21 protein-coding genes and 1 pseudogene are annotated in these 25,793 nt (G+C 67.0%); 8 read left to right on the forward strand and 14 right to left on the reverse strand.

What is annotated here, in order from left to right:
• Positions 1-46: 46 nt before the first annotated feature.
• Positions 47-622, forward strand: coding sequence for a molybdenum cofactor guanylyltransferase MobA (gene mobA, locus ACIP21_RS07660; protein WP_400685958.1), 576 nt, complete (start codon positions 47-49; stop codon positions 620-622).
• Between the two features lie 128 nt (positions 623-750).
• Here mobA and ACIP21_RS07665 read toward each other — a convergent pair whose 3' ends face one another.
• The 5 genes from ACIP21_RS07665 to peaA all read right to left on the reverse strand — a co-directional run bounded on the left by ACIP21_RS07665 (position 751) and on the right by peaA (position 7,070).
• On the reverse strand, positions 751-2,424 hold the full coding sequence (locus ACIP21_RS07665; RefSeq protein WP_400685960.1) for a fatty acid CoA ligase family protein: 1,674 nt from the start codon (positions 2,422-2,424) through the stop codon (positions 751-753).
• Positions 2,425-2,545: 121 nt separating this feature from the next.
• Entirely contained in the window at positions 2,546-3,667 is a 1,122-nt protein-coding gene (peaD, locus tag ACIP21_RS07670) for a quinohemoprotein amine dehydrogenase subunit beta (RefSeq protein ID WP_400685963.1), read from the reverse strand.
• Positions 3,668-3,699: 32 nt separating this feature from the next.
• Complete coding sequence (qhpC, locus tag ACIP21_RS07675; RefSeq protein WP_400685966.1) at positions 3,700-4,023, reverse strand: quinohemoprotein amine dehydrogenase subunit gamma; 324 nt, start codon at positions 4,021-4,023, stop codon at positions 3,700-3,702.
• A 1-nt stretch (position 4,024) separates the two neighbouring features.
• Positions 4,025-5,455, reverse strand: a complete 1,431-nt coding sequence (gene peaB / locus ACIP21_RS07680) for a quinohemoprotein amine dehydrogenase maturation protein (protein ID WP_400685969.1) — start codon at positions 5,453-5,455, stop codon at positions 4,025-4,027.
• A 49-nt stretch (positions 5,456-5,504) separates the two neighbouring features.
• The gene (gene peaA, locus ACIP21_RS07685; RefSeq protein ID WP_400685972.1) at positions 5,505-7,070 is read right to left on the reverse strand and encodes a quinohemoprotein amine dehydrogenase subunit alpha; all 1,566 of its coding nucleotides are present in this window, start codon (positions 7,068-7,070) and stop codon (positions 5,505-5,507) included.
• Positions 7,071-7,553: 483 nt separating this feature from the next.
• Here peaA and ACIP21_RS07690 point away from each other — a divergent pair, with 483 nt between their 5' ends.
• Complete coding sequence (locus ACIP21_RS07690) at positions 7,554-9,047, forward strand: aldehyde dehydrogenase family protein (protein ID WP_400685975.1); 1,494 nt, start codon at positions 7,554-7,556, stop codon at positions 9,045-9,047.
• Positions 9,048-9,200: 153 nt separating this feature from the next.
• Positions 9,201-10,514: a hypothetical protein gene (locus ACIP21_RS07695; protein ID WP_400685978.1), complete on the forward strand. Its 1,314-nt coding sequence runs from the start codon at positions 9,201-9,203 to the stop codon at positions 10,512-10,514.
• Between the two features lie 121 nt (positions 10,515-10,635).
• Here the strand turns inward: ACIP21_RS07695 and ACIP21_RS07700 are convergent, their stop codons facing one another.
• From ACIP21_RS07700 to ACIP21_RS07715, 4 genes are read right to left on the reverse strand one after another with little or no spacing between them, the layout of a single operon-like run.
• Entirely contained in the window at positions 10,636-11,922 is a 1,287-nt protein-coding gene (locus ACIP21_RS07700) for an NAD(P)/FAD-dependent oxidoreductase (protein ID WP_400685981.1), read from the reverse strand.
• Complete coding sequence (locus ACIP21_RS07705) at positions 11,915-12,586, reverse strand: S8 family serine peptidase (protein WP_400685984.1); 672 nt, start codon at positions 12,584-12,586, stop codon at positions 11,915-11,917. Before ACIP21_RS07705 ends, ACIP21_RS07700 begins: the two co-directional genes overlap by 8 nt.
• A complete protein-coding gene (locus ACIP21_RS07710; RefSeq protein WP_400685987.1) occupies positions 12,576-14,309 on the reverse strand; it encodes an ABC transporter ATP-binding protein in 1,734 nt (577 codons plus the stop codon). Before ACIP21_RS07710 ends, ACIP21_RS07705 begins: the two co-directional genes overlap by 11 nt.
• A gap of 1 nt (position 14,310) precedes the next feature.
• Positions 14,311-16,224, reverse strand: coding sequence for a sigma-54-dependent Fis family transcriptional regulator (locus tag ACIP21_RS07715; protein WP_400685990.1), 1,914 nt, complete (start codon positions 16,222-16,224; stop codon positions 14,311-14,313).
• 278 nt (positions 16,225-16,502) lie between these two features.
• Between ACIP21_RS07715 and ACIP21_RS07720 the strand changes: the two genes are divergently transcribed.
• The 5 genes and pseudogenes from ACIP21_RS07720 to alkB all read left to right on the forward strand — a co-directional run bounded on the left by ACIP21_RS07720 (position 16,503) and on the right by alkB (position 22,996).
• Positions 16,503-17,831 (forward strand): hypothetical protein, encoded by a 1,329-nt coding sequence (locus ACIP21_RS07720; RefSeq protein ID WP_400685993.1) that lies wholly within the window; start codon positions 16,503-16,505, stop codon positions 17,829-17,831.
• A gap of 32 nt (positions 17,832-17,863) precedes the next feature.
• On the forward strand, positions 17,864-20,095 hold the full coding sequence (locus ACIP21_RS07725; protein ID WP_400685996.1) for an Ig-like domain-containing protein: 2,232 nt from the start codon (positions 17,864-17,866) through the stop codon (positions 20,093-20,095).
• Positions 20,096-20,109: 14 nt separating this feature from the next.
• Positions 20,110-20,580, forward strand: coding sequence for a curlin (locus ACIP21_RS07730; protein WP_400685998.1), 471 nt, complete (start codon positions 20,110-20,112; stop codon positions 20,578-20,580).
• Between the two features lie 16 nt (positions 20,581-20,596).
• Complete coding sequence (locus ACIP21_RS07735) at positions 20,597-22,042, forward strand: curlin (protein WP_400686001.1); 1,446 nt, start codon at positions 20,597-20,599, stop codon at positions 22,040-22,042.
• A 308-nt stretch (positions 22,043-22,350) separates the two neighbouring features.
• Positions 22,351-22,996, forward strand: a pseudogene (gene alkB, locus ACIP21_RS07740) (DNA oxidative demethylase AlkB).
• A gap of 237 nt (positions 22,997-23,233) precedes the next feature.
• On the opposite strand, the gene ACIP21_RS07745 reads toward alkB, so the two are convergent.
• From ACIP21_RS07745 to ACIP21_RS07765, 5 genes are read right to left on the reverse strand one after another with little or no spacing between them, the layout of a single operon-like run.
• Complete coding sequence (locus ACIP21_RS07745; RefSeq protein ID WP_400686004.1) at positions 23,234-24,076, reverse strand: CsgG/HfaB family protein; 843 nt, start codon at positions 24,074-24,076, stop codon at positions 23,234-23,236.
• 34 nt (positions 24,077-24,110) lie between these two features.
• Entirely contained in the window at positions 24,111-24,524 is a 414-nt protein-coding gene (locus ACIP21_RS07750) for a curli assembly protein CsgF (RefSeq protein WP_400686007.1), read from the reverse strand.
• Entirely contained in the window at positions 24,521-24,916 is a 396-nt protein-coding gene (gene csgE, locus ACIP21_RS07755; protein ID WP_400686010.1) for a curli production assembly/transport protein CsgE, read from the reverse strand. Before csgE ends, ACIP21_RS07750 begins: the two co-directional genes overlap by 4 nt.
• The gene (locus ACIP21_RS07760) at positions 24,913-25,440 is read right to left on the reverse strand and encodes a type II secretion system protein (protein WP_400686012.1); all 528 of its coding nucleotides are present in this window, start codon (positions 25,438-25,440) and stop codon (positions 24,913-24,915) included. The genes csgE and ACIP21_RS07760 overlap by 4 nt, the downstream gene beginning before the upstream one ends.
• Entirely contained in the window at positions 25,415-25,789 is a 375-nt protein-coding gene (locus ACIP21_RS07765) for a type II secretion system protein (protein ID WP_400686015.1), read from the reverse strand. Before ACIP21_RS07765 ends, ACIP21_RS07760 begins: the two co-directional genes overlap by 26 nt.
• Positions 25,790-25,793 lie beyond the last annotated feature (4 nt).

Raw genomic sequence — 25,793 nt, forward strand, 5'->3', positions numbered from 1 at the left:
GTTGAATGAGAGGGTTCCCGGCATTGACTGCCCGGAACCCTTTTTCATGCCCGACGCCCTGCCCCCCTGCTCCATCCTGATCCTCGCCGGCGGCCGCGGCCAGCGCATGGGCGGGCGTGACAAAGGCCTTGTGGAGTGGCGCGGCGAGCCGCTGGTGGCGCATGTGCAGCGCAGCGTGCGGTCGCTGAGCGATGACCTGGTGATTTCCTGCAACCGCAACCAGCAGGCGTATGCGGCCTACGCCGACCAGCTGGTGGGCGATGCCGAGGCGGACTATCCCGGGCCGTTGGCCGGGGTGATTGCGGGGTTGCAGGTGGCCCGGCATGCATGGGTGGTGGTGCTGGCGTGCGATGCGCCGCTGGTTGACCGGGTGCTGATCGACGCGCTGCGGCAACTGGCGGTTGATGCCGACAGTGTGGCAATGGTGCGCCAGGGTGGGTATTGGCAGCCGATGTTCAGTGTCTTGCCGCGCCGGGTGTTGCCGGTGCTGGAGCAGGCCTGGGAGGCGGGTGAGCGAAGTTTGCAGAAGGCGTTGCTGCGCGAGGCGGTGCTGGGGCTGGAGTGTGCCGAGGACGATCGCCGGTTGAGCAACTTCAACAGCCCGGACCTGCTGCAAGGCTGAGTGCTCTGCTGGCTGTACCGGCCTCTTCGCGGGTAAACCCGCTCCCACAGGTACTGCACAGCATTCAAGCCTTGCACGATACCTGTGGGAGCGGGTTCACCCGCGAAAGGGCCGGCACAGGCAACACATCAACTGGCAGCCAGCTCCTCGATACTGATCTCCCGCATCCGAAACTTCTGCACCTTGCCCGTCACCGTCATCGGGAACTCGTCGACAAAGCGGAAGTACCGCGGCACCTTGAAGTGCGCGATCCGTGCCCTCGCCCACTCGCGCAACTCGTCCGCACTCGCCGCCTGCCCCGGATGCAACCGCACCCAGGCGACGATCTCCTCGCCATACCGGCTGCACGGCACGCCGATCACCTGCACGTCGGCCACCGCCGGGTGGGTGAAGAAAAACTCCTCCAGCTCGCGCGGATAGATGTTCTCGCCACCGCGAATGATCATGTCCTTGCTGCGCCCGACGATGCGCACATAGCCCTGTTCATCCATCACCGCCAGGTCGCCGGTGTGCATCCAGCCATCTTCGTCGATACTCTCGGCGGTGGCCTTGGGGTTGTTCCAGTAACCCAGCATCACGCTGTAGCCCCGGGTGCACAGCTCGCCAATCTCGCCGCGGGGCACGGTGTTGTCGTCGTGGTCGACCACCTTGCTCTCCAGCCGCGGTTGGGTGCGGCCGACGCTGGTCACCCGACGTTCAAGGTCATCATCAGGGCCGGTCTGCAGCGACACCGGGCTGGTCTCGGTCATGCCATAGGCGATCTGCACTTCGGCCATGTGCATCTCGCCGATCACCCGGCGCATGACTTCGATCGGGCAGGTGGCGCCGGCCATGATCCCGGTGCGCAGGCTCGACAGGTCGAATTCGCCACGCTGCGGGTGGTCGAGCTCGGCGATGAACATGGTCGGCACGCCATACAGCGCGGTGGCCTTTTCCTCGGCCACCGCACGCAACGTGGCCAGCGGGTCGAAGGCGTCGCTGGGGTAGATCAGCGTGCTGCCGTGGGTCATGCAGCCGAGGTTGGCCATGACCATGCCAAAGCAGTGGTACAGCGGCACCGGCACCACCAGGCGGTCGTGCTCGGTCAGGCCCAGGCTCTCGCCGACCATGAAGCCGTTGTTGAGGATGTTGCTGTGGCTCAGCGTCGCCCCCTTGGGGAAACCGGTGGTGCCGGAGGTGTACTGGATATTGATCGGGTCGTCGCAGTGCAGCTGCGCCCCGCGCTCGGCCAGTGCCTGGCAACCGACCGCTGCGGCGCGGGCCTGCAAGGCCTGCCAGGCCAGGAAACCCGGCGGAGGTGAGGCGGCCAGGCTGATCACCCCGCGCAGTTCGGGGAAGCGCTCGCAAGTGAATGCACCGGGCTGCCCCTCGGCAAGGCCCGGGATCAGGCCGAGCAGCATGGCGTGGTAGTCGGAAGTCTTGAAGGCATCGGCGCAGATCACCCAGCGGCAACCGGACTGGCCGAGGGCGTAGTCGAGCTCGCTGGCGCGGTAAGCCGGGTTGATGTTGACCAGGATCGCACCGACCTTGGCGCTGGCGAACTGGGTGATGCACCACTCGGCGCAATTGGGCGCCCAGATGCCGAGGCGATCGCCCGCCTGCACGCCCAGGGCCATGAGCGCGCGGGCGTGCTGGTCAACCGCCTCGGCCAGTTGCCGCCAGGTGTAGCGCAGGGCCTGGTGGCGGACCACCAGCGCTTCGCGGTCGGGGAAGCGGGCGACGGTGCTGTCGAAGGCGTCGCCGATGCATTGGCTGAGCAAGGGCTTGGTCGGGTTGCCCTGGGAGTAGCTTGGCTGGGGCATGGGCTTACTCTTGTTGTTTTTGTGTTGTCTGGACTGGCCTCTTCGCGGGTGAACCCGCTCCTACAGGGGTAATGCGATGCCCTGTAGGAGCGGGTTCACCCGCGAAGAAGCCAGCACCGGTCTAGCGGATGAACACCTGCGGCGTGGTGGTGGACATGTCGCCGCCAGGCAACTTGATGTTCTTCACCTTCTCCAGGGTCTGCGGGTCGAACACCGCCAGGTCGTTGAAGGTACCGCCCAGGTACAGCTTGTCGCCCTTGGTATCGAAGGCCACGCAATAGTAAGTGTGGTCCAGATTCGCCGCCTTGATCAGCTTGCGCTGCTTGATGTCGTACTTGGCCAGGCGGTTGAGCACGCCGTAGATCTGGTTCGGGTCCTTGGGCGAGCGCAGGCCGGTGAAGTACAGCTCGGTCAGGTCGGCGAACTCCTGGGTATGGGTCTTGCCGGTCTTGAGGTCGACGCTCAGGTAGCCGTACAGCGGCTCGGCGGTGGCCGGGTCTTCTTTCCCGTCCTTGAACCTGGCGATGGTATACAGCATCGAGAACTCGTGGCGCGGGCTCTGGTGCGGCCAGAAGTAGAGCACGTCCGGCGCGCTGTAGCCCTTGCGCTGCCAGTTGCGCAGTGGCAAGGCGACCGTGTACTTGCCGGTCTTGACGTCCATCTTGTAGAGGTCGGGCCCGGCGACGAACAGGCTGCCATCGTCGGCGGCGCGCATCAGGTAGACCTGGCGCGGCATCGGGAAGGTGCGCACCGGCTTGGCGGCGAGGCCATCGGCGCTGCTGAACACCTCCAGGCGCGGCGGCTTGACCACGTAGTGGTCGTTCAGGCGCTGGGTCGGGTTGACCGTGGCGTAGACCTCCTTGCCGTCGGGGCTGATGGCGAACGAGTACATCGACCGCCCGACCTCGCCCGGCACGCTGGAGAGGTTGGCGTGGAAGGTGTTCCTGCAGGTGTCCAGGTCGATGCCGTAGATGTCGCCGTAGTGGTTGTTGAGCACATAGGCGGTGCGGTGGTCCGGCGCCATCATCGCGGTGCCGGGGCCGAACTTGTCGGGCATGACGCAGCTCTTGTACACCGTGTCGCTGGCCACATCGACCACGTGCAGGTTGTTCGGGTAGTTGGTGACGATCATGTATTCGTCGCCGGCCTTCAGCGCCGGCCCGGTGTCGTCGGCCTGGGCCAGCCCGGCGCAGGCCGTGGCGGCGATGGTCAGCGCAAGTTGCGCGCAGCGTCCAGCATTCATGCGGTTTCCCCTTGTCATTCTTGTCGGGCCGGTCACTTGTCTTTCGGGAACACGGTGCCGAGATTGCGCCAGTCGTCCTGGGAGTTGCTCGCCTGGGCGTTCCAGTCCTGGTAGGTGCTCATCATGTCCGGCACCTGGGCCGGCCACCAGCAAGGGTCGGAGCAGCCGTACAGGTCGGCCTCCATCGGCTGGCACAGCGAGCTCACTCCGCCGAAGGCGTCCACTTCCCAGCCCGGGTCGGTGGTGGCGGTGCAGCCGGCCACCGCACTCATGGCCAGGACTTCGTCGACGCGGTCTTCGGCGGCAGCCTGCTCAAGGATGCGCGCCTTGTTGTTCAGGGGCTTCAAGTGCTTCATGTCAGTGTGCCTTGCGCGGAGTGATGTAGCGGTCGATGAAGGCCGGGTTGGCGGCCATGATGCGGCTGTAGACCTCGATGCCGAAGTCGACCCAGTCGCGCATCAGCTCGCAGTAGTGGTAGGTCGGGTGCTGCGGGTCGCCATAACGCGCGTAGCTTTCGTGGTAGCAGCCACCGGAGCACAGGTTGCGGATGCGGCAGCTTTCGCAGCCGGTGTTGCTGCGGTCCAGGCGCTGGGACAGGAAGTCGTTGAGCTGTGCCTGCTTGACCCCCTGGTGCACGTTGCCGAAGGTCGGCAGGCTGGAGCCGGTGAAGCGGTGGCACAGGTTCAGCTCGCCTTGGTGGTCCACTGCCAGCATCTTCAGCCCGGCGCCGCACGGCAGGGCCTTCTTGTGGCCCTCGTGGATGTCGGTGATCAACTGGTGCAGGTTGGAGAAGCCGATGTTGCGGTGCTCCAGCGCCGCCTCGAGGTACTGGCGGCCAAGCGCCTTCATGTTGGCGAACACCTGCACCAGCTCCTCGCCGGTGAGGTTGAAGTCGGCCATGTCGCCGGAGGTGACCGGGGCGAAGCCGACTTCGGCGAAGCCCAGTTCGTTGAACAGGTGGTTCCAGATGGTCTCGACATCGGTGATGCCACGGGTCAGGGTCACCCGTGCGCCCACCGGGCGGCTGCTGTAGCGCGACAGCAGCATGTCGGCCTTGCGCCGCACCACGTCGTACGTGCCCTGCCCGCCCACGGTGATGCGGTTGCGGTCGTGCACCGTCTTGGGCCCGTCGATGCTCACCGAGAGGCCGAAGCGGTGGGCGTTGAGCCAGTCGACGATCTCCTCGGTGAGCAAGGTGGCATTGGTGGTCATGATGAATTCCACCTGCTTGCCGGCCTCGGCGAAGCGCCGCTCGCAGTAGCCGACCATGTGCTCGATCAGCGGCCGGTTGGACAGTGGCTCGCCGCCGAAGAACACCACGCTGTAGCGCTGCTCGTCGGGCGATTCCTTGAGCAGCATCTCCACCGAGGCCTCGGCGGTGGCGGTGCTCATCTTCTTGCCAGCGGACGGTTTGTCCAGGTCTTCCTTGTAGCAATAGGTGCAGCTGAGGTTGCAACCGGTGTTGACGTTGAGCACCACGGTGTTCAGCGCGGTGCGCTCGACCTGCTTGAGGGCGATCTCCGGGGTCAGCGGCGAGCCGTCGCTGACCAGCTCCAGGGCGATCAGCTCGCGCAGGGTATCGATGATGTCCTGCCCGGCGAACTGCTGGCCGAGGCGCTGCGTCAGCTCTTCGGCCGAGCAGCCGTGCTGGCGCAGGGCGTCGATGATGCCGCCGGTCACTGCGTCGGCGGCGAACAGCGAACTGCTGGGGATATGGAACAGCATGCGGTCGGCATCGACCTGCACTTCGTGCAGGTTGCGTTCGACCAGGTTGAGTAGTGCGCCCATGGCGACCTCCCGATAATCGATCCGATGGAAAAACCGTTGCCCGCTGGGTTTACGGCAGCGGCGGGTTGTTCCAGCGCTGGACGGTGACGATCATGTGGCCTTCGCCGGTCTGGCCGCCGTCGGCCAGGGTGGCGACGACCTTCAGGTTGCCGGCGTTGTTGGTCATCATCTTGCGCGCCGGGTTGGGGCCGGCACCGCCCGGCACGAACACGCCGTCGGCCTGCATCTGCCCGGCGAACTTGAGGTCTTCGTCCTCGACCGCGCGCTCGTTGAAAGGCTCGACCTTCCAGGTCGCCGGCAGGTAGCCGATGCGCAGCGGCTGGCCGCTGGCGTCCTTGCCCCAGGCCTCGGCCTCGAAGCGCCCTTGCACCTTGGGCACCGAGGCGCCGTTCTCACCGATACGGGCGATGGAGAATGCCGGTACCACCTTTACTTCCTCGACCTTGTCATACACCGCCAGCCCCGCGCCCTTGAGCGCACCCACCGCGACTTCGCGCTGGCCGGGCCTGGCGTCGGCTGCGGCGCGGGCCTTGACCCGTACCAGGGTCGGGGTCTGCTCCAGCACATCGGTCACTTCCACGCCGGCGCCCAGCACCGGCTGGCCGGACAGGTCGGTGCCGACCAGGGTGATCTCGCTCTCGCCACCGGCCTTGATGAACGCCGGTTGCACGGCCAGCAGGCGCGCCTTGCCGGCCTTGGCGGCGCTGAAGTCCAGGCCGCGCTCGTCGTGATCGGCCTCGAACATGCGGCCTTTCATCTCGCCATCCAGAGCCGCGAAAACCTGGCGCAGCTGGCTGTCGCCGATTTTCACGTTGCCGCGCCATTCATAGCCGTTGTAGAGGATCGCCGTGCCGCTGCCGTTGAACGGTGTGCCATCGGCATACGCGCCCTTGACCTCGACCTTGAAGGTGTCACCCTCCTCGGCGGTGACGCTCATCACCCCGCGCACATCGCCCTTGGCCAGCATATGGCCGCTGAACGCCCACTGCCCCGGCAACGCGTCGGCCTTGGGCTTGTCTTTCTGCCACGCAGCCCAGGCCGGGCTTTCCAGCGGGAAGCGCCTGGCCAGCTCCGGTACCACTTGCTTGAGGGCGATCTCCAGCCAGTCGCGGTCACGCGCCTGGGCCTGGTATTCGAGGGATGGCCACTGGCCGAGGTGGAAGTTGACCAGGTGCTCCCATTCCTGCGCCGGGCGCCGCTGCAGGGCGACGCGGGCACCGGAGTGGCAGCGGCCGCAGGTTTCGCCGAGCTGGGCGTCGAACTGCTCGACGGTGTTGAGGCGGCGCTCCATGGCGTAGCGCACGCCGTCGGTTTCGCTGGGTGCCAGGCCTTGTTTATCGGCCAGGTACTTGACCAGGCTGCGACGGTCGTCGTCGCTGATCGACAGGCCATGCATGATCTGCATGCGGGCGATGCTCATCAGCCAGCCTTCCGGGGTCTTGCGCTGGTGGCTGATGCGGCTGTAGGTGTCGTTGCCTTCGGGGATATGGCACCCCATGCACTTGTTCTGCAACAGGCTCGGGCCCTGCTCGGCCGCCATGGCCTGGGTGCCCAGCAGTGCGGTGGCGACCAGCGCCAGTCTGCCCGCATGCCGCCGGAGTCGAGTCGTCTTCAAGGTCAGACCTCCACGGTGTTGTTCTTATGGTTTTTCGCACGCTTTGGTACAGCAGGTGTGCATGTGACAGTTGCGATACAGAAACTGTGCCAGGTGGGGCAAAAGCGTTGTATTTCAGGCTTTTAGTGGTTTTAGTCGGTGGTGTTGCGCGGTTACCCGAGGCATTGGAGCGTGCCATTTCGCGACAGGGTGTTTCATCCTGAGACAGGGCCTGCTGCGCAGGCCATTCGCGGGCAAGCCCGCTCCCACACTACTCAAATACTGCACATACCCTGTGGGAGCGGGCTTGCCCGCGAAGAGGCCGGCACAGCTACTGTTTCACCACCGTCTCACACCGTCTCAATGTGCAACAGCGCATCCCCGCAAAGACGACCTTGCACCCAGGCAAAACCCAGCCCGTTCAATGCCTTGCGCTCCTTGCACCGCTTTGGCACGCCCCTTGCGCCAGTGCCCGCCACACCCAATGACAAGAGGCACAGCCCCATGCTTTGCGAACTGCCCATCCTGCCCGCCACCCGCGCCTTCCTCGAGCGCAAACTGAAGATGCGCATCGGTGCCGACTGGCAGGACGCCGCCAGCGGTCGCACCCTGGCGTTCCGCAACCCGGCCACTGGTGAAATCCTTGGCGAAGTCCCCGCCGCCGAGCAGGTCGATGTCGACCGCGCCGTGCAGGCCGCGCGCCAGGCCTTCGACGATTCGCCCTGGAGCCGCGTGCGCCCGCGCGAACGGCAGAACCTGCTGTGGCGCCTGGCCGACCTGATGGAGCGCGACGCCCGGCAACTGGCCGAACTGGAATGCCTGAACAACGGCAAGAGCGCCGCCGTGGCCCAGGTGATGGACGTGCAGCTGGCCATCGATTTCCTGCGCTACATGGCCGGCTGGGCCACCAAGATCGAGGGTAGCACCGTGGAAGCCTCGATGCCGTTGATGCCCAACGACCAGTTCCACGGTTTCGTGCGCCGCGAGGCGGTGGGCGTGGTCGGCGCCATCGTCGCCTGGAACTTCCCGCTGCTGCTGGCTTGCTGGAAGCTCGGCCCGGCCCTGGCCACTGGCTGCACCGTGGTGCTCAAGCCCGCCGACGAAACCCCGCTGACCGCCCTCAAGCTGGCGGAACTGGTGGACGAAGCCGGCTACCCGGCCGGCGTGTTCAACGTGATCACCGGCACCGGCCTCGACGCCGGCGCCGCGCTGAGCCGCCACCCGGGCGTGGACAAGCTGACCTTCACCGGCTCCACCGAGGTCGGCAAGCTGATCGGCAAGGCGGCCATGGACAACATGACCCGGGTCACCCTGGAGCTGGGCGGCAAGTCGCCGACCATCGTCATGCCCGACGCCAACCTGCAGGACGCCGCCGCCGGCGCCGCCACGGCGATCTTCTTCAACCAGGGCCAGGTATGCTGCGCCGGCTCGCGCCTTTACGTGCACCGCAAGCATTTCGACAACGTGGTGGCCGACATCGCCAGCATCGCCAACGGCATGAAGCTGGGCAGCGGCCTGGACCCGGCGGTGCAGATGGGGCCGCTGATCTCGGCCAGGCAGCAGCAGCGGGTCACCGGCTACATCGACCTGGGCCGCGAACTGGGCGCGACCATCGCCTGCGGCGGCGAAGGCTTCGGGCCGGGCTACTTCGTCAAGCCGACGGTGATCGTCGACGTCGACCAGCGCCACCGACTGGTGCAGGAAGAAATCTTCGGCCCGGTGCTGGTGGCGATGCCGTTCGACGACCTCGACCAAGTGATCGGCCTGGCCAACGACAACCCCTACGGGCTGGGCGCGAGCATCTGGTCCAATGATCTCGCGGCGGTGCACCGGATGATTCCGCGGATCAAGTCGGGTTCGGTGTGGGTCAACTGCCACAGCGCCCTGGACCCGGCGCTGCCGTTCGGCGGCTACAAGATGTCCGGGGTCGGCCGCGAGATGGGCGCGGCGGCCATCGAGCACTACACCGAGCTCAAGTCGGTGCTGATCAAGCTCTGATCTTCAACCTGTTCCGGCCTCTTCGCGGGTGAACCCGCTCCCACAGGTACTGCATAGCATTCAAGCCTTGCACGATACCTGTGGAGCGGGTTCACCCGCGAAAGGGCCGGCACAGAAAAACCAATACAACAACAAGAACACATGGAGCCCACCATGAGGCACTCGCTCGCCTGCGCCTTGGCCCTGCTGCTGGCCGCCCCCCTCACCCACGCCCACACGCTCTACGACCACGACGGCACCACCCTCAACGCCGACCTCGAAGCCCTGTTCGGCCTCTTCCACAGCGACGAAAGCTTCAACCAGGCCGGCAACCGCCAGCCCGGCAGCAGCAACTGGCGCGAGGGCTACGTCAAGTACGGCCTCAGCGGCAGCCAGGCCCTGGCTGCCAGCGGCACCCTCTATGGCGCCGCCAACCTGCTCAGCTCGGCCACCTGGGGCGACGGCGATGCCGCCGGCCTGACTTTGGGCGACGAACGCCGTACCGCCCTCGAAGACCTCTACCTGGGCTGGCGCTCGAACGACCTGTTCCCGGCCCTGGGCGAGGACGGCATCGACATTTCCGGCGGCCGCCAGGTGGTCACGCTGGGCGACGGTTTCCTGATCCAGGGCGACCCTGTCAACCTCGGCAAGGTCGACCTGGGCGCCAACTTCGACCGCGGCGGCGCCTACTACCTGGCCGCGCGCAAGGCCTTCGACCGCACCGCCGTACTGCGCCTGGGCGGCAAGCAAGGCTGGCGCGGCGACCTGATGTGGCTCAAGTCCGATAACCACTACCAGGCCGACAGCGCGATGGCCGTGGCCAACCTGGAGCACGTCGCCGACCCGGGCACCGTGGGCCTGAGCTGGATCCGCGGCCTCGACGTCGACCAGCGCTACGCCCGGCTGCTGGGCCTGGAGCACCGCGACGGCATGGACACCGTGAGCTTGCGCGGGCGTGGCAGCCTGGGGGTCAAGGACCTGGAGCTGGCGGCCGAATACGTGACCCAGGAACGCACCGGCGGGCGCGAGAACGCCTGGTACCTGGAGGGCAACTGGACCTTCTCCGCGCTGCCCTGGACGCCCACCGCCACCTACCGCTACAGCCGCTTTTCGCAAGACTTCGACCCGCTGTTCTACGGCCTGAGCCGCAGCTACGGCACCTGGTTCCAGGGCGAGGTGGCGGCCAACTATGCCGGGCCGTTCAACAAGAACAGCCAGGTGCACCATGTGGCGCTCAAGGGCAATCCGCGGGAAAACCTGACGGTGGGCGCGCTGTACTTCGACTTCGACACGCTGGACACCGAGCGCGGTAACCTGGGCGGGCGCGAGCTGGACCTTTATGTGGAGTGGATGGTCAACGAGCACTTGCTGATCAGCCCGCTGGTGGGGTTCTACAAGCCTGAGCGCAGCGCGGCGGATGGCGGCACACAGCTGGGCGGGCGCGATACCGGGGCCTATATGCAACTGGTGGTCGGGACCTTCTTTTGATCGCAGATTCTGGGGCTGCTTTGCAGCCCTTTCGCGACACAAGGCTGCTCCTACAGAGGCGCGCGGTGTCCTGTAGGAGCGGCCTTGTGTCGCGAAAGGGCCGCAAAGCGGCCCCAGGATTTCAGCTATAACCCTGTTCCCCCAACCATCGCCGAACCATCATCTGCCGTGCAGCAGGTTGCCCATTCAAAACAACCTCAAGCGACAAACCAGCCTGCAACCCCGACACCACCGGCGCCAGCTCCACCCCCTGCAAATGCCACACCCCCAACGGCTGATCCGCCGTCACCACCACCTCGGCCTCAGCCACGAAGCCGTCACGCAACACCGGCCGCCGCGCCACCGTCACCGCCCCCCAGTCCGCCGCCAGGTGCAACGGCTGGGCATCCGGCCAGCCCCGCCGGCGGGCCCAGAACGGCATCCCGGCCCACGCCGCTTCCTGCCCATAGAAATCCCGCCCGATCCGGGCAAAGCGCAGGAACAGCTGCTCGATCCGCTGCTGGTGGAACTGCCTGGCCAAACCCGCTCGCTCGGGCCGACGCAGCAAGGTATTGATCACCACCGGCGCCTGCAGCGCCGAGGACAGCGACTGGAAGATCCCGTTCCCCGACAATGGGTCAACCGCCATGGCGGCATCCCCCACCCGCAACCAATCCACGCCAGCGCACTCGCCGGCCAGAATGGCAGTGCTGCTGCGTGCATGGACCTGCGCAGGCGCGAAGGCCGATGCATCGAACAGCCTGGCCACCAGCGCCGAGTCGCGCCGGCGCGCAGCGCAGTAGTCCGGCAATGCCGCCTTGCCCGGCAACCGCTCGGCATCCAGGGTGACCTGCCAGTAGCAACGCCCATCGGCCAGCCGGGCCATCCAGGCCCAGCCATCCTCCAGGCTTTCCACCGCCGATGCCGGGGCGCCCGGCTCGCCCTGCCAGAGGTTGAGCAGGCTGACCGTCTCCGGCCCGCGCAAGCGGTCGGCAGCCAGCGGCGCCTGGCGGCCACGCGCCTCGACCAGGAAATCACCTGCCAGCCGTCGCCCATCCTCCAGGCGTACCTGGTACCCCGGGGCAACCTCGCGCACCCGCCCCTCCACCAGCGTCACCCCCGCCCGCGCCAGGTCATCGCGCAAGGCACGGTCGAAGCGCTGGCGGTCGAGCAGGGACTCCTGATTCAGTTGCAACTGCTGGCCGTTCCACTGCACCTGGCGGGTCGCCGGCACCGCCGCCTCGCCCAGGGCGCCGCCCAGGCCGGCGTGGCGCAGGCCCTCCAGCACCCGCGGGGAAACCCCTTCCACGGCTGCGAAGCGGCGCCACTCGGACACCACGCTGACCGGGTAACCCAGGCGCCGCAGGCCAATGGCCGTGGCCGCGCCCGCCGGGCCCGCGCCCAGCACCAGGATGTGCGGTTCAGGCATCTTGCACACCTCGACGCTCGGGGCCGTGGTAGGCCGCATGGGCTTGCAGCCATGCGCAGACCTGCTGGCGCTCCAGCCGCGGCTGCTCGCGCAGCAGCGCGGCGATCCGCCCGGTCAGCGCCGCGCAGCCCAGGCTAGCGCCCGCCCTGCCGCGCTCGCCCACATGGCCACCGAAGTCGGCCTGGGCGCTGCCCAGCCATGACCACTGCCCCGGCGCGCAGCGGGCATCGCCAGTGACCCGGATGACACCTGGGTAGCAGGCGGGGAAAACCGCATTGCCCTGGGCCGGGCTCGACGCGCACAGCAGCACGCCGGCGGCCTGCACTTCGGCGCACGCTTGACGCAGCACCGGCCGGTCCTGCTGCAAGCCGAGGCTGAGATTGACCACCTGCACCCCCTGCTCCGCCAGCCAGAACAGGCCGGCGGCGACCTGCAAGGCGCTGGTGCTGCCTTGGTCGCTGAACACCTGGGCCAACAGCACCGGGACCTCTCCGGACTCCCGTTGCAGGCTGGCCAGCACCGCTTGGCCATGGCCAAGCCGGTCTGGTTGCGCTTCGCCCTCGCGCAGCACGCCGTCCTCCAGCCAGAAGCGTCGCGCGCCAACGACCCCCTGATCGGCGGCGAATCCGCTGTCGATCACGCCCACCCGCAAGTTATCGACCATGCTTGATCGCCTCCTCGGGCAACACTCGCAACTGCCCGCCTTGCAGGTGCAAATGCAGGTCGGCATCGGCCAGGGTCGAGGGCCGGTGGCTGATGAGGATGCGCGTGCGCCCGGCGAACAGTTCATCGATGGCCGCGATCACCTCGCGCTCGGTGGCCTCGTCCACCGCCGATGTCGCCTCGTCCAGCACCAGGATCGCAGGGTCCTGAAGCACGGCGCGGGCAATGGCGATCCGTTGCTTCTGCCCGCCGGAGAGTTGCTGGCCGCGCTCGCCGAGCACACCATCGAGGCCCAGCGGCAGGCTCTCGACCAGGCTGTCCAGCTGCGCCAGGCGCACCACCCGCTGCAGTTCGCTGCGGCTGGCCCGGGGCACGCCATAGGCCAGGTTCTGCGCCAGGGTGCCGCGAAACAGCACGATGTCCTGGCTGACCACGGCGATACGCCGACGCAAGGCTGCCAGGTCCAGTTCGCGCAGGTCGCTGCCGTCGAGCAGGATGCGCCCGGCATCCGGGTCGTAGAAGCGTTGCAGCAGGTCGATCAGGGTCGATTTGCCGACCCCTGAAGCCCCACTGATGGCGACCTTCAGGCCGCCCGGGATGGCGATATCCAGCCCAGCCAATACCGCGCCCTGGCGCCCGTCGTGGGCAAAGTGCACGCCTTCGAGGCGCAGTTCGCCGGGCCCCGCCGGCATCGGTCGGGGCGTTTGCGCTTCGTGCACCGCCACCGCCTCCTGCTTGAGTTCCATCACCCGGCCCAGGCTCACCGCCATGCGCTGCACCGCCACGTACAAGCCCAGCAGGCTCTGCACCGGGCCGACAGCCATGCCCATGTAGGTGGAAAAGGCGATCAGTGCACCCAGTTGCCAGGTGCCCTGGATCACCCACCAGCCACCGACCAGAAACGCACAGGCGCGGCACCAGGACGTCAGCGTGCCGGGGATCGCCTGGGTAAAGAACTCGGTCACCTGCACCTTCAGCAACTGGCGCATGTACCCCTGCCCCAGCTGGTCCAGGCGCCCGGCCTCGCGGCCCTGCTGGCCGGCGGCCTGGATGAACTTCATCGCCGGCAGGGTTTCGACCAGGAACGACGACACGTCCGCCGAGCGCTCGCGCAGGTTGCGCACCTCGCGCTCGACCTTGCGCCGCATCCAGCGCAGCCACAGCACTTCGACCGGCACCAGCAGCGCCAGCAACAGCGACAGCTGCCACGACAGCATCAGCATCAGGGCCACCGCACCGACCAGGCCGATCACCGCCGACACCGCAGAAAACAGCGAGTCCACGGCAAAGCGCTGGATTTCGGCCACGTCGCCATCGAGCCGGGAAAGAATGTCGCCCATGCGCCGGCGCCCGTAGAACGTCGGCGACAGCTGCTGCAAGTGGCGGTAGAGGTCATCGCGCAGGGCGAACAGGATGCGCCCCGACAGGCGTGTGTGCAGGTAGCGGTTGACCCCGGCCAGCACAGTGCCGAGCAGGCCGGCGCCGATCATGATCGCCGCCATGTGCCAGAGGGTCTGGTAGTCCTTGGCCAGCAGGCCTTCGTCGATCAGCGTCTTGACCAGCCACGGTTGCGCCAGCGCCAGCAGCGACGCGCCGAGGGACAGGCCCAGCAACACGCCAATGGCGCGCCGCTGGGGACGGACGAAACCATACAGCCAGGCCAGGGCCTGGCGCATGAGCACGGGGTCGCTGGACTCCACCAGCCGGGCGAACAGGCCACCCATGTCAGCCGCGCAACTGCTTGAGCTTGCGGTACAGCGTCGCCCGGCTGATGCCCAGCGCCTCGGCGGCGGCCGAGACATTGCCCTGGTGCCGGGCCAGGGCGCCGCGGATCAGTTCCAGTTCGTTGTCCTTGAGGCTGCCCGAGGGCGCGCTGCCGCTGGCCAGTTCGTCCAGCAGGCAATCGGTCAGGTGGTCGAGGGTCAGCACCTGCTCGCCTTCGTCGCGCATGGCCAGGGCGGTGCGCAGGACCATTTCCAACTGGCGAATGTTGCCTGGCCAGTCGAAGCCTTCGAGCAGTGCGGCCAACGCCGGGTCTAGGCTCACGCCCTTGCCGCCGGCCTTGTCCAGCAGGCCTTCGATGATGCCGGCGAGGTCCTCGCGCTCGCGCAGGGCCGGCAGGCGCAGGGATACGCCGTTGACCCGGTAGTACAGGTCTTCGCGAAAATGCTGCTCGTGCACCAGCCGCTTGAGGTCGCGGTGGGTGGCGCAGATCAGCGCCACATCGATGTCCTGCTCGTCGCCCGCGCCCAGCGGTGCGACCCTTCGCTCCTGCAGCACCCGCAGCAGGCGTGCCTGCAGGGCCAGCGGCATGTCGCCGATCTCGTCGAGGAACAGCGTGCCGCCGTGGGCCTGCATCAGCCGCCCGACCATGCCCCCGCGGCGCGAGCCGGTGAAGGCACCTTCGCGGTAGCCGAACAGTTCGGACTCGATCAGCCCTTCGGGAATGGCCGCGCAGTTGACCGCGACGAAGGGCTTGTCGGCCCGCAGGCTGGCCTGGTGCAGGGCGCGGGCGACCACCTCCTTGCCGGTACCGGTCTCGCCCAGCAGCAACACCGGCAGGCCGTTGCCCAGGCCTTGGCGGGCCATGCGCAGGTTACGCGCCAGGCGCGAGTCGCCGCCAGCCAGGGCTTCCAGTTCGGGCGCGGCCTTGGCCTGGGTGGGTTTGCCCGCTGTGGCGTGGCCATTGATCGCGCTGTGCCGCGGCAATTGCAGGGCGCGGAAGCAGAATTCGCCCTTGGCGGTCTGCACGCTGCTCACCCCGCCCTGCCACAGGCGCGCGATGAAGGCCGGCGAGCGCTCGCCCAGCAGGTCGCTGCAGCGTCGGCCGATCAGGCCCTGGCGCGGTACCTGCAGCAACTGGCAGGCATTGTCGTTGGCGGCCAGCACTTCACCGTCCAAGCTCAAGGCCAGCAGGCCGTGCCAGGCGCTGTTGAGGTATTGCGGGCGGCTGTGGAAGGCCAGCACCAGCTGCTCGGGGTGGCACAGGCCGAACAGCCGGCTTTCGATGTTGCTGGCGGCCAGCATCAGCGTCGACAGGCTGTCCTGGGGCTGGGCCATGACCCCTTCGCGGGTGATGTCGAGCACGCCGATCACCTCGCCGCGCGGGTCGCGCAGCGGCACCGAGGTGCAGGAGAACGGGCTTAGCCGGTCGAGGTAATGCTCGCCGCAGTTGATCAGGGTCGGGCGGCCTTCGACCACCGCAGTGCCGATGGCGTTGGTGCCGCGCAGCGATTCGCTCCAGCAGCTGCCTGGGTGCAGGTCGCGCAGGCCTTCGCGGCTGAGCACGTGGGTCTGCCCTTCGATGGCCAGCACGTTGGCCTGGGCGTCGCCGAGGATGATGATGCCGGCCTTGCCCTGGCGCGCGACCAGATAGTCCAGCTCGGGTGTGACCGCATCCAGCAGCAGCCGGTTGCGTTCCAGCAGCGTGCGCAGGTCGTGGCCGTGCTCCAGGCCCAGGCCGACCTGCTCGCCCTGCAGGCAATCCAGGCCATGGCCCAGGCTGCGACGCCAGGAGGCGTCGATCTCGTCGCGCAGCATGCCCAGCGGCAGCTCGCCTTCGCGGGCCAGGCGCAGGCGGGCCTGGCGAGATTCGTGCAACGGGTCGTGGGCGTTTGTTATGGGTAATTGTCGCGCCATGTTTCGCTCCAGCAGAGGCCCGCGATGGCGGGGCTGTGTGCCTGGTATTTTTTCCGCAGTGTGCGGGAGAAATTTCTGGGCGAACACCCCCAAACCCCATCACCCCCAAAGCTGGGGCACACCGCCCAGTACCCGATCCGCGAAAAACCGCTGTACCCAGGGCCACAACCCTTGCGCCACAAGCCCTCCAGCCATTTATGAAAAATCTGGCACGGCTGTTGCCCTAGTCCTCCCAGACGCCCCAAGTCCATGGGCCCGTTTGCAGGAGGAATAGACTCATGCACCGACCGATACCCAACCCGCTGGCCGTGGCGATTCTCGCCGGCATGCTCCAGCTCCCGGCGCAGGCTGCATTGAATGCAGTCGACCCCGGCCCCTACAGCCTCGCCAACGGCCACTTCGCCGGCTGGTATCAGGATAGCCATGGCCGCGCCCTGGACCTGTGCCTGACCAAGGCGGTCAGCTCACGCGTGGCCGGGGCGCCTGGCGCTCCGGCCTACATGTGCACGCTGTTGCCGACCCCTGGCGTGTTCGATGACACCCAACCCATCGCCTTCCCCAGCAACTTCCCCGATGAAGCGTTCTGGTTCACCGCCGACGCGGCCATCGTCGATGCCGCACGGGGCATCGACCTGAGCTACGGCACGGCCATCGAAGCGGCATTCGCCGCCGAAGAGCCGGCCGAGGGCGACCAGGTGAGCTTCGCCCGGGTTCGCATCCGCGTCGATGTGCCGACTGCCGGTACCTACGTGGTCACCCACCCCTACGGCGTGGAAGTCTTCGACGTGCCCGCCGGTGGTCGGCGGGCGATCAACATGACCCGCGACATCGGCATCGCCGGCGCCGGCGATTTCAGCGGCGCGCTCAAAGGCGACGTCGGGCCGTTCCTGCGCAGCATCAACGGGCCCTACACCGAGGGCAACGAACGCTTCATCGGCGACCCCAACCTCGACGAACGGGTGACCGGCAGCCCGTTCAACACCAACTTCGTGCGCATCGAAGGCCCCAATGGCCTGGACCTGCGCACCGAGCTGTTCTCGATTTCCGGCAAGCTCTCGGACGTGGCCCTGCCGACGCCGTTGATGCCATTGCGCACCACCTACTCGCGCCATAACGAAAACGGCAACCTGCGCGCCCAGCAGGATGTGTTCCTCATGGCGCCGCCGCCTCCGGCCACCGTCAAGCTGACCAGCCAGACCCCGAACCTGAGCCTGACCGAGGCCAACGGCACCGGCACCTGGTACGCCCAGTCCGCGCTCAACCCGACCTTGCCGGCGATCCTGACCCTGCAGGCCGACAACAGCGTGGCGATCCCGACCAGCAGCCTGACCACGGCGAACCTGCCGCTGACCGACCTGGTCACCATCACCCGCGCCGAGTTCAGCCTGGCCTCCGGCCAGCTCACCCTGGTCGCCAGCAGCAGCGACGAAACCAGCCCGCCGGCCCTGACCGCGCGTACCGGCAACGGCACGCTGATCGGCAACCTCAGCGGCAACGGCGCGGTGAAGACGCTGACCACCAGCCTGTCACCCATCCCGCCGGCCAAGGTGCAGGTCACCAGCGCCAACGGCGGCAGTGACAGCGAAGACGTGGTGCTGGTGCCATGAACAGACAAAGGCTCGGCCTTCAAGGAGGCAGCATGAACACTTGGCAACGCCGTGCGCTGTTGGCAGCCGGTTTCTCCCTCACCGTCACCAGTGCTGCCTGGGCACAGCTTTCCGATGTCGACCCAGGCCCCTACACCTTCGCCACCGGTGGCTACCCGATGTGGTACAAGGACGCCAACGACCTGTCGCTGGAGCTGTGCCAGTCGCGCGCCACCAGCAGCCGGGCGCCGGGTGCGCCAGGCGCACCGGCCTACATGTGCACCCTGCTGCCGGAGCCTGGGGTGTACGACGATGCCCTGCCGCTGGTGTTCCCCGACAACTGGCCACCGGAGATGTTCTGGTTCCTGGCAGAAACCGCCATCCCCCAGGTGGGCAACAGCGGCTATGAGCTGGAAGTCTACGTGGCCGGCCTGGAAGCGGCGTTCGCCGCCGAAAACCCGGTCGATGGCGACCAGCAGAGCTTCGCCCGCATCCGTATCCGCGCCTCGGTACCCCGCCCCGGCACCTACACCATCACCCACCCGTATGGTGTGGACACGGTCAATGTCACCACCGCCGGGCGCCGCGCCATCAACATCACCCGTGATATCGGCATCGGCGCGCCGGGCAACTTCAGTGGTGCCCTGGGCGGCAACCTCGGGCCCTGGTTGCGCGGGGTCGGCGGCCCGTACACGGAGGTCAACCCGGATACCGGCGCCAGCGAGACCTTCGTCGGCGACCCGAACATCACCGAAGCGGTGACCGGCAGCCCGTTCAACACCAACTTCGTGCGCATCGACGGCCCGGCAGGGACCATCCAGACCAACGTCTTCACGCTGTCCGGCAAGGTGCTGGACCAACGTGCGCAAACCCCGGTCACCCTGGAACGCGCCACCTATTCGCGCAACGCCGCCGGCAGCCGCGTCGAAGTGTTCGCCAAGGCCCCCAACACGGCCAGCGTGTGCATGCGCAACGGCCTGGCGCTGGTGGGCACGCCACCCTCGCCCTGCCAGTTCAGCCTGCTGCCGGACAACAACGGGCTGTTCTTCAGCCAACAGCTGAGCCAGGCAGCGCCACCCTCGGTGGTGGTGGTCACCGCCAGCACCACCACCGGCGGCACCCGCCCGACCTCGTTGTCGAGCAAGCTGACCGACGTGGTCAAGGTAAGCACCGCTCGCTACGACTGGGCCAACAAGCGCCTGGTGATCGAGGCACGCTCCAGTGACGAAGTGGTGGTTCCGGACCTGCTGGCCCAAGGCTACGGTCGGCTGTCCAAGTCCGGCACGCTGCAGACCCTCACGGTCAACGACCTTGCCCAGCCGCCCGCCAGCGTGACGATCAAGTCCGCCCATGGCGGCAGTGATGTGGAGCCTGTGGTGGTGGTCGGCAATGCACCGGTCGAGGCCGACAACCAGGCGCCGCTGGCCCAGGCCGACAACGGCAGCACCAGTGTCGGCGTGCCGCTGACCCTGAACCTGCTGCAGAACGACAGCGATCCGGACGGCAACGTGCCGCTGACCATCAGCGACCTCACCCAACCGGGTACGGGCCTGGGCGGCGTCGTGCTCAACGGCACCACCTCGGTCACCTACACCCCGCCTGCCGGGGCCACCCAGCCGTTGGTGGCGACCTTCAGCTACCGGGCGATGGACGCCAAGGGGCTGAAGTCGACACCCGCGACGGTGACCATCAACGTGGCGCCCAACCAGCCGCCAACCGTGACCTCGCAGACGGTCAGCACCCTGGGTGTACCGCTGACCATCAACGTCCTGGCCGGCGCCGCCGACCCCGAAGGCAACACGCCGCTGGTGGTCGCCAACGTCAGCCAGCCCGCCGCAGGCCGCGGCTCGGCAAGCACCGACGGCAGCACGGTGACCTACACCCCACCGGCCACGGTGACCTCGGCGTTCACCACCACCTTCACCTACCAGGTGCGCGATTCGCTGGGGGCGCTGTCCACCCCGGGCACCGTCACGGTGAACGTGTCGCCACGCCCGGCCGCCGAAACCTTCGCGGTCACCGCCGCCACGGTCCTGGCCCGCTCCAACAACCGCTTCAACTGGGACATCAGCGGCACCTCCTCGGTGACCACCGGCAACACCATCACCGTGCGGGTCACCACCACCACCGGCGTGCAGACCCTCGGCACCACCACGGTACCGGTGACCGGCCGCTGGCGGCTGACGGTGAGCAACAGCACCACCATCGTGCCGACGGCCAACCCGACGGCCACGGTGACCAGCAGCCAAGGCAGTACCCGCACCACCAACGTGACCGTGCAGTAACCCGGGAGAACGCCATGACCCGCCTGTACCCGCTGCTGCTGTGCCTGGCCCTCGCCGGCCAGGCACAAGCCGACGACCTGATGGACAACGCCGACCTCGCTGCCGGCAACGACCTCGGCGACCCGGTGATCATCCGCCTGCTGCCACCCGGCAGCGGCCAGTTGGCGGTGATCGAGCAGCAAGGGTCGGGCAACCGTGCCGCCGTCGACCAGAACGGCCAGGCCCTGCTGGGCCGCATCGTCCAGGAAGGCGGCGCGCAGGAGGCGTACATCCTGCAGGCAGGGAGTGACCTGATGGCCAACATCAGCCAGCAGGGATATGGCAACAGCGCTTCGATCCGCCAGAGCGGCAGTGGCAACAGTGCCAGCATCGAGCAGGTCGGCAACCACAACAGCGCAAGCATCGAGCAGGCCGGCACAGGCCTGAGCAGTTCAGTGACCCAAGCCGGCAATGGCCAGCATGTTCAGATCACCCAATATCGATAGACCTGGAGGCACCACCATGTTCAAGCTCGCTCCCTTAAGCGCCGCTATCGTCCTGGCCCTGGCTGGCCAGGTCATGGCCGACGACAGCACCTCGAACCAGTCGCAGACCGGTAACCAGAACATCGCCGAAGTGCAGCAGACCGTCGCACCGTTCGCCGCTGCCACCCAGACCCAGACCGGCAAGGGCCACAACCACCTGGCGGTGCAGGAAGCCAGCACCAGCTACATCAACCAGAGTGCCACCGGCTCGTACAACGCCGGCTACGCCGAGCAACTGTACGAGAACGCCAGCCACATCACCCAGCAGGCCGCGGGCAGCTACAACGATGCCTTCGCCAGCCAGTCGGTGGGCGAGAACAACCAGGCCAGCCAGCTTCAGGACGGCAGCGAGAACAAGTCGACCATCTGGCAGGACACCCAGACCACCAGCCAGGCCACCACCCAGCAGAGCGGCCAGCGCAACGAAGCCTACGTCGAGCAACTGTTCGGCGGCAGCAACAACCGCAGTACCGTCAACCAGGACGGCCAGGACAACTACGCCGCCACCGAGCACATACTGCACAACGATGGCTATATCCAGGTCTTCCAGCAGGGCAAGCAGAACTTCGCCTACGGCGACCAGCGCGACGGCAACGGCGGCACCATCGCCATCGACCAGTACGGCACCGGCCATTCGGTCGAGGTCTGGCAGGACACCCAGACCGGTGCCCAGGCTACCGTCAACCAGACCGGCCAGCTCAACGAAGGCTACATCGACCAGAGCTTCGGCAAGGACAACGTCGCCAACCTGTACCAACAGGGCAAGTCCAACGCCAGCTGGTCGGATCAGTTCGAAACCAACAATGCGAACACCACCATTTCCCAGAACGGCAGCAACAACCAGCACTTCACCTACCAGACCGGTGACAACCAAAGCCTGAAGATCACCACCAAGGGCACCGGCAACAAGGTCATGGCCAGCAACTGGAAGGGCGAGAAACTGGGCGGCCAGTTCGGCAAGAACCAGACCGCCACGCTCAACCAGAACGGCACCGGCAACAGCGTCAACCTGACCCAGAAGGGCGAGTACCAACGGGCCACGCTGAACCAGAACGGCACCGGCAACTCGATGCAGACCAAGCAGGCAGACAGCAACAACGAGCTGTACTTCGAGCAGAACGGCAGTGACAACATCCTCGTCGCCGACCAGCGCGGTACCGACAACTACGCCTACGGCTCGTCCAACGGCAGCGGCAACACCATTACCCTGGACCAGTCCGGCTACGCCAACCAGAGCATTACCAACCAGCTGTACGGCAGTGGCAACAGCGCCACGATCAAGCAGGCCGACAGCGCCAACGCCGCCTACGTGACCCAGGGCGGTACGGCCAACCAGGCGTTCGTCAACCAGAGCGGTGCCAACCAGACCGCCACCATCAGCCAGATGGGCAACGGCAACATGGCCACTGCTACCCAGCATTGAAGGCTCCCCCCTTGAACCGCGGCGTCTCCTCTCCCTGGCGCCGCGGTTCCTTTTTTTTTCAGCATCCAAAATAAATCCATCGACTCCAGGTTTGCGCGGTCCACGTAGGAGCGAGCGTTGCTCGCGATGGGCTGCAACGCAGCCCCGGCTCCATTGGCTGCGAAGCTGAAAAACTGGGGCCGCTGCGCGCCCCATCGCGAGCAATGCTCGCTCCTACCTGGCTGATGCGATCCCTGTGGGAGCGGGCTTGCCCGCGAAGAAGCCAGCGGCGCTACAATGGCCAACACCCAAACCCATGCCGCCGCCCCATGATCCAGTCCGACCTCGACCTGTTCGGCCCCCTGCCGCAACGCCTGGCCAGCCACACCGTGCTGCTGCCCGGCTTCGCCCTGGCCGGCATCGAGCCGCTGCTCGACGCCCTGCGCCCGGTGCTGCGCGCTGCGCCGTTGCGGCACATGCAGACCCCAGGCGGCCTGCGCATGGGCGTGGCGCTGACCAATTGCGGATCGCTGGGCTGGGTCAGTGATGCCAAGGGCTATCGCTACAGCCCGACCGACCCCATCAGCGGCAACCCTTGGCCCGCCCTGCCCCAGGTCCTGCTCGAGCTGGCGGGGCGAGCGGCAGCGGCAGCGGGTTTCGACGGCTTCGTGCCAGACGCCTGCCTGGTCAACCACTACCTGCCCGGCACCCGCCTGAGCCTGCACCAGGACCGCGACGAAGCGGATTTCGGCCAGCCGATCGTTTCCGTTTCACTGGGGTTGCCGGCGGTGTTCCTGTTTGGCGGGATGCAGCGGTCGGAGCGGACGCAGCGGATCGCGTTGAGCCCATGGGGATGTGCTGGTGTGGGGTGGCGAAGACCGGTTGCGCTTTCACGGAGTGCTGCCGATCAAGCCGGGGGTGCATCCGAGGATGGGGGAGCGGCGGATCAACCTGACCTTGCGCAAGGCGGGCTGATCGCGCAGACAGGACCGGCCTCTTCGCGGCTAAAGCCGCTCCCACAGGGGAATCACTGTCCTGAAGAAAAGTGAGTACCCTGTGGGAGCAACTTTAGCCCCACAGGGGAATCACTGTCCTGAAGAAAAGGAGTACCCTGTGGGAGCAACTTTAGCCCCACAGGGAAATCACTGTCCTGAAGAAAAGTGAGTACCCTGTGGGAGCGGCTTTAGCCGCGAAGAGGCCGGTGCAGGCTGGTCACTGGGGCTGGTTCTGGCTCAGGAACTTGTCCACCGTGGCCTTGCCGTCGCCTGCATCCCCCGCCACCTGCCACAGGTGCCGTTCGATGCCCTGGGCCAGCAAGTGCCCCACTGCCGCCTCGATCGCCGACAGCACGCACAGTTGTGCCGGTTCGTTGGTGGTGTACCCCACCTCGGCCTCGAGCAGCTTCTTGAACTCGATGAACTTGAACACCCCGGCACTGCGGCCCACCGAGTAGATGGTCTTGCTGGTCATGACGTTGGCCAGCACCTGCCCGGTACGCACGTCCACCGCGCGCAGGTTGACCGTGACCTGGTCGACCCGGTATTCGCGGGAGATGTCTATCCCGAGGTAGCGGGCGCCCTCGCCGCCGCTGCGCACGTTGGTGTCGTAGGCGATGATGCCGCCTTCGAGCATCAGGTTGGCCGCCTGCAACGGCGGCAGCTCGGCGACGATGTTCTCCGGCACGTCGGGTTTCTTCTGCGAGGCGCGGATGATCTTGCGTTCGGTCAGCAGGTTCTGCAGGCCCTCGCGCTCCAGCACCACGAACCAGCCGCTGGCGCTCAGCGCATCCATCAGCATGCTCGCCGCGCCCTGGGTGACACTGGTGGAGAACGAGCTGGCCGGGGTCGGCTTGTATTGCCCGGTCTGGTCACGGAAGCCATAGACCACCGCCATCAGCCGGCCTTTGGGGCGCGGCATGTTGATCAGGTCGTAATAGGTCGAGGCGCGCGGCGTCAGGGTCGGGGTTTCCGAGTCCTGTTCGGCCGGCATCGGCTCGCGCAGGCCGCAGCCCTGCAAGGTGGCGAAGATCAGCAAAGCGCTCAGCAGACGTTTCATGGTGTGCTCTCCCCAACTAGGTAGCCAGTCCCTCTCAGGGGTTCAGGCCATTCACCTGGATGACTGAAATTTCGCCCGAGGCGCGGTCGGTGACCTTGATGCTCAAGGCGCCGGAATCGTCGATCACGTCGATCAGGAACGCGTCGGTGGCCATGCTCCCGGTCTGGCCATTGCTGATGTTGTCCAGCAGCTGCGACAACATCCGCGACTCCAGCTGGTTGCTGAAGCGTTCCAGGGCCGAGGTGCCGCTGAACGCAGAAGTGCGGTCCTTGAGGTCGGGGTCGTCGTAGTCGTTCTGCGCCTGGGCGTTGTTCAGCAGCCAGGTGCCGTTGAGCGGGTTGCCGCCGAACGCCGGGTTGACCGGGGTGTACACCAGCTCGGTGGCCTGGGCGGCGAAGGCGCCGGCCAGCAGGCACACGGCCAGGCAACGGGGTATGCAGGTTTTCATAACTCATCCCTCTCCAGATCAGTGGTGTCCTGCAGCAGGCGTTGCAGCTTGCGCTGTATGACTTCCTGCTTGACCAGGTCGGCGGCCGCGACGGCCTCTTCTTTCAGTTGAGTGACGTTCGGTGGCAGAAAGCGGCGGTACAGCACGTCGCGATCGAACTCCACGGTCACCAGGCTGCCCCAGCGGGCATCCGGGCGCTCGCGTACCACCAGGTTGAAATCCAGGCGGCTGGTGGCGCGCAGGCGGTCGGCGAAGTAGTAGTAAAAGTCGTGGCCGATGTGCGAGATGGTGTTGTCGACGATGAAGCCTTTCATCTCGTCTTCGGCGTCGGCCATGGCCGCCACGGGCAGCCAGGCGGCCAGCAGCAGGCCCAGTGCGCACAGGCGTTTCATGGCGTGTCTCCTGGCCCGGCGTGGGTGCGGGCACCGCCGGCGCTTTCGTTGAAGGCCTGCTCGGCGACGAACTGCCAGTCGCTGTAGTGCTCCAGGCCCTCGAAACCGGAAAACTGCGTGTCGAAGCCACTGCGCTTGAACGGCGTGGCGTCGGAACGGCTGTGCACGCCGGTGATGCGGCCATCGATCGAGCGCAGCAGGCCCCACTCTTCACCGTTGCCGACCGGGTCCGGATACAGCCGGCGGATGTGCCTACGGGCCTCGGGAAAGCGGTTGTCCTCCAGCAGGTCCGCCAGGTCCTTGGGGTACTGGGCCAGGCCCGGCGAGGCGCGGTAGTAGCTGCGCAGGGCCTGGGCGTACTGGCCACCGACCCACAGCAGCTGGCGCTCGTGCTGGCGCTGGGCAACGCTCGACCACAGCGTGCCGGAGGCGGCCAGGGCCGTGGTGCTGATGGCGATCAGCAGCAGCACGCCGAGGTAGGTGAAGCCGGCGCAGGCCTTACCATTCTGCGAAGAGGCTGCCATCACGCGCCCTCCCTGTGGCACCGCTCTTGATGTCGGCCACACCGCCGGCCACGCCCTCGGGCGGTGGCAGCAGCTGCCAGGCGTCGCTGCGCTCGGTGATCGGGTCGACCGGGGTATTGCGCAGGTAGCGCTGTTCCACCAACTGGTCGAGCGAGTCCGGGTAGTGGCCGGTGTCGCCGTAGTAGTGGTCCAGGGCCTCGCGCAGCACCGCCAGGCTCTGGCGCAGGGTGGCCTCGCGCGAGGTCTCCAGGCTGTTGAAGTAGCGCGGCATGGCGATGGTCATCAACGTGGCGATGATCGCCAGCACCACCAGCAGCTCGATCAGGGTAAAGCCTTTGCTGCGTTTCATGGCC

This window comes from Pseudomonas sp. NPDC089401 (assembly GCF_044749485.1).
GTDB lineage: Bacteria > Pseudomonadota > Gammaproteobacteria > Pseudomonadales > Pseudomonadaceae > Aquipseudomonas.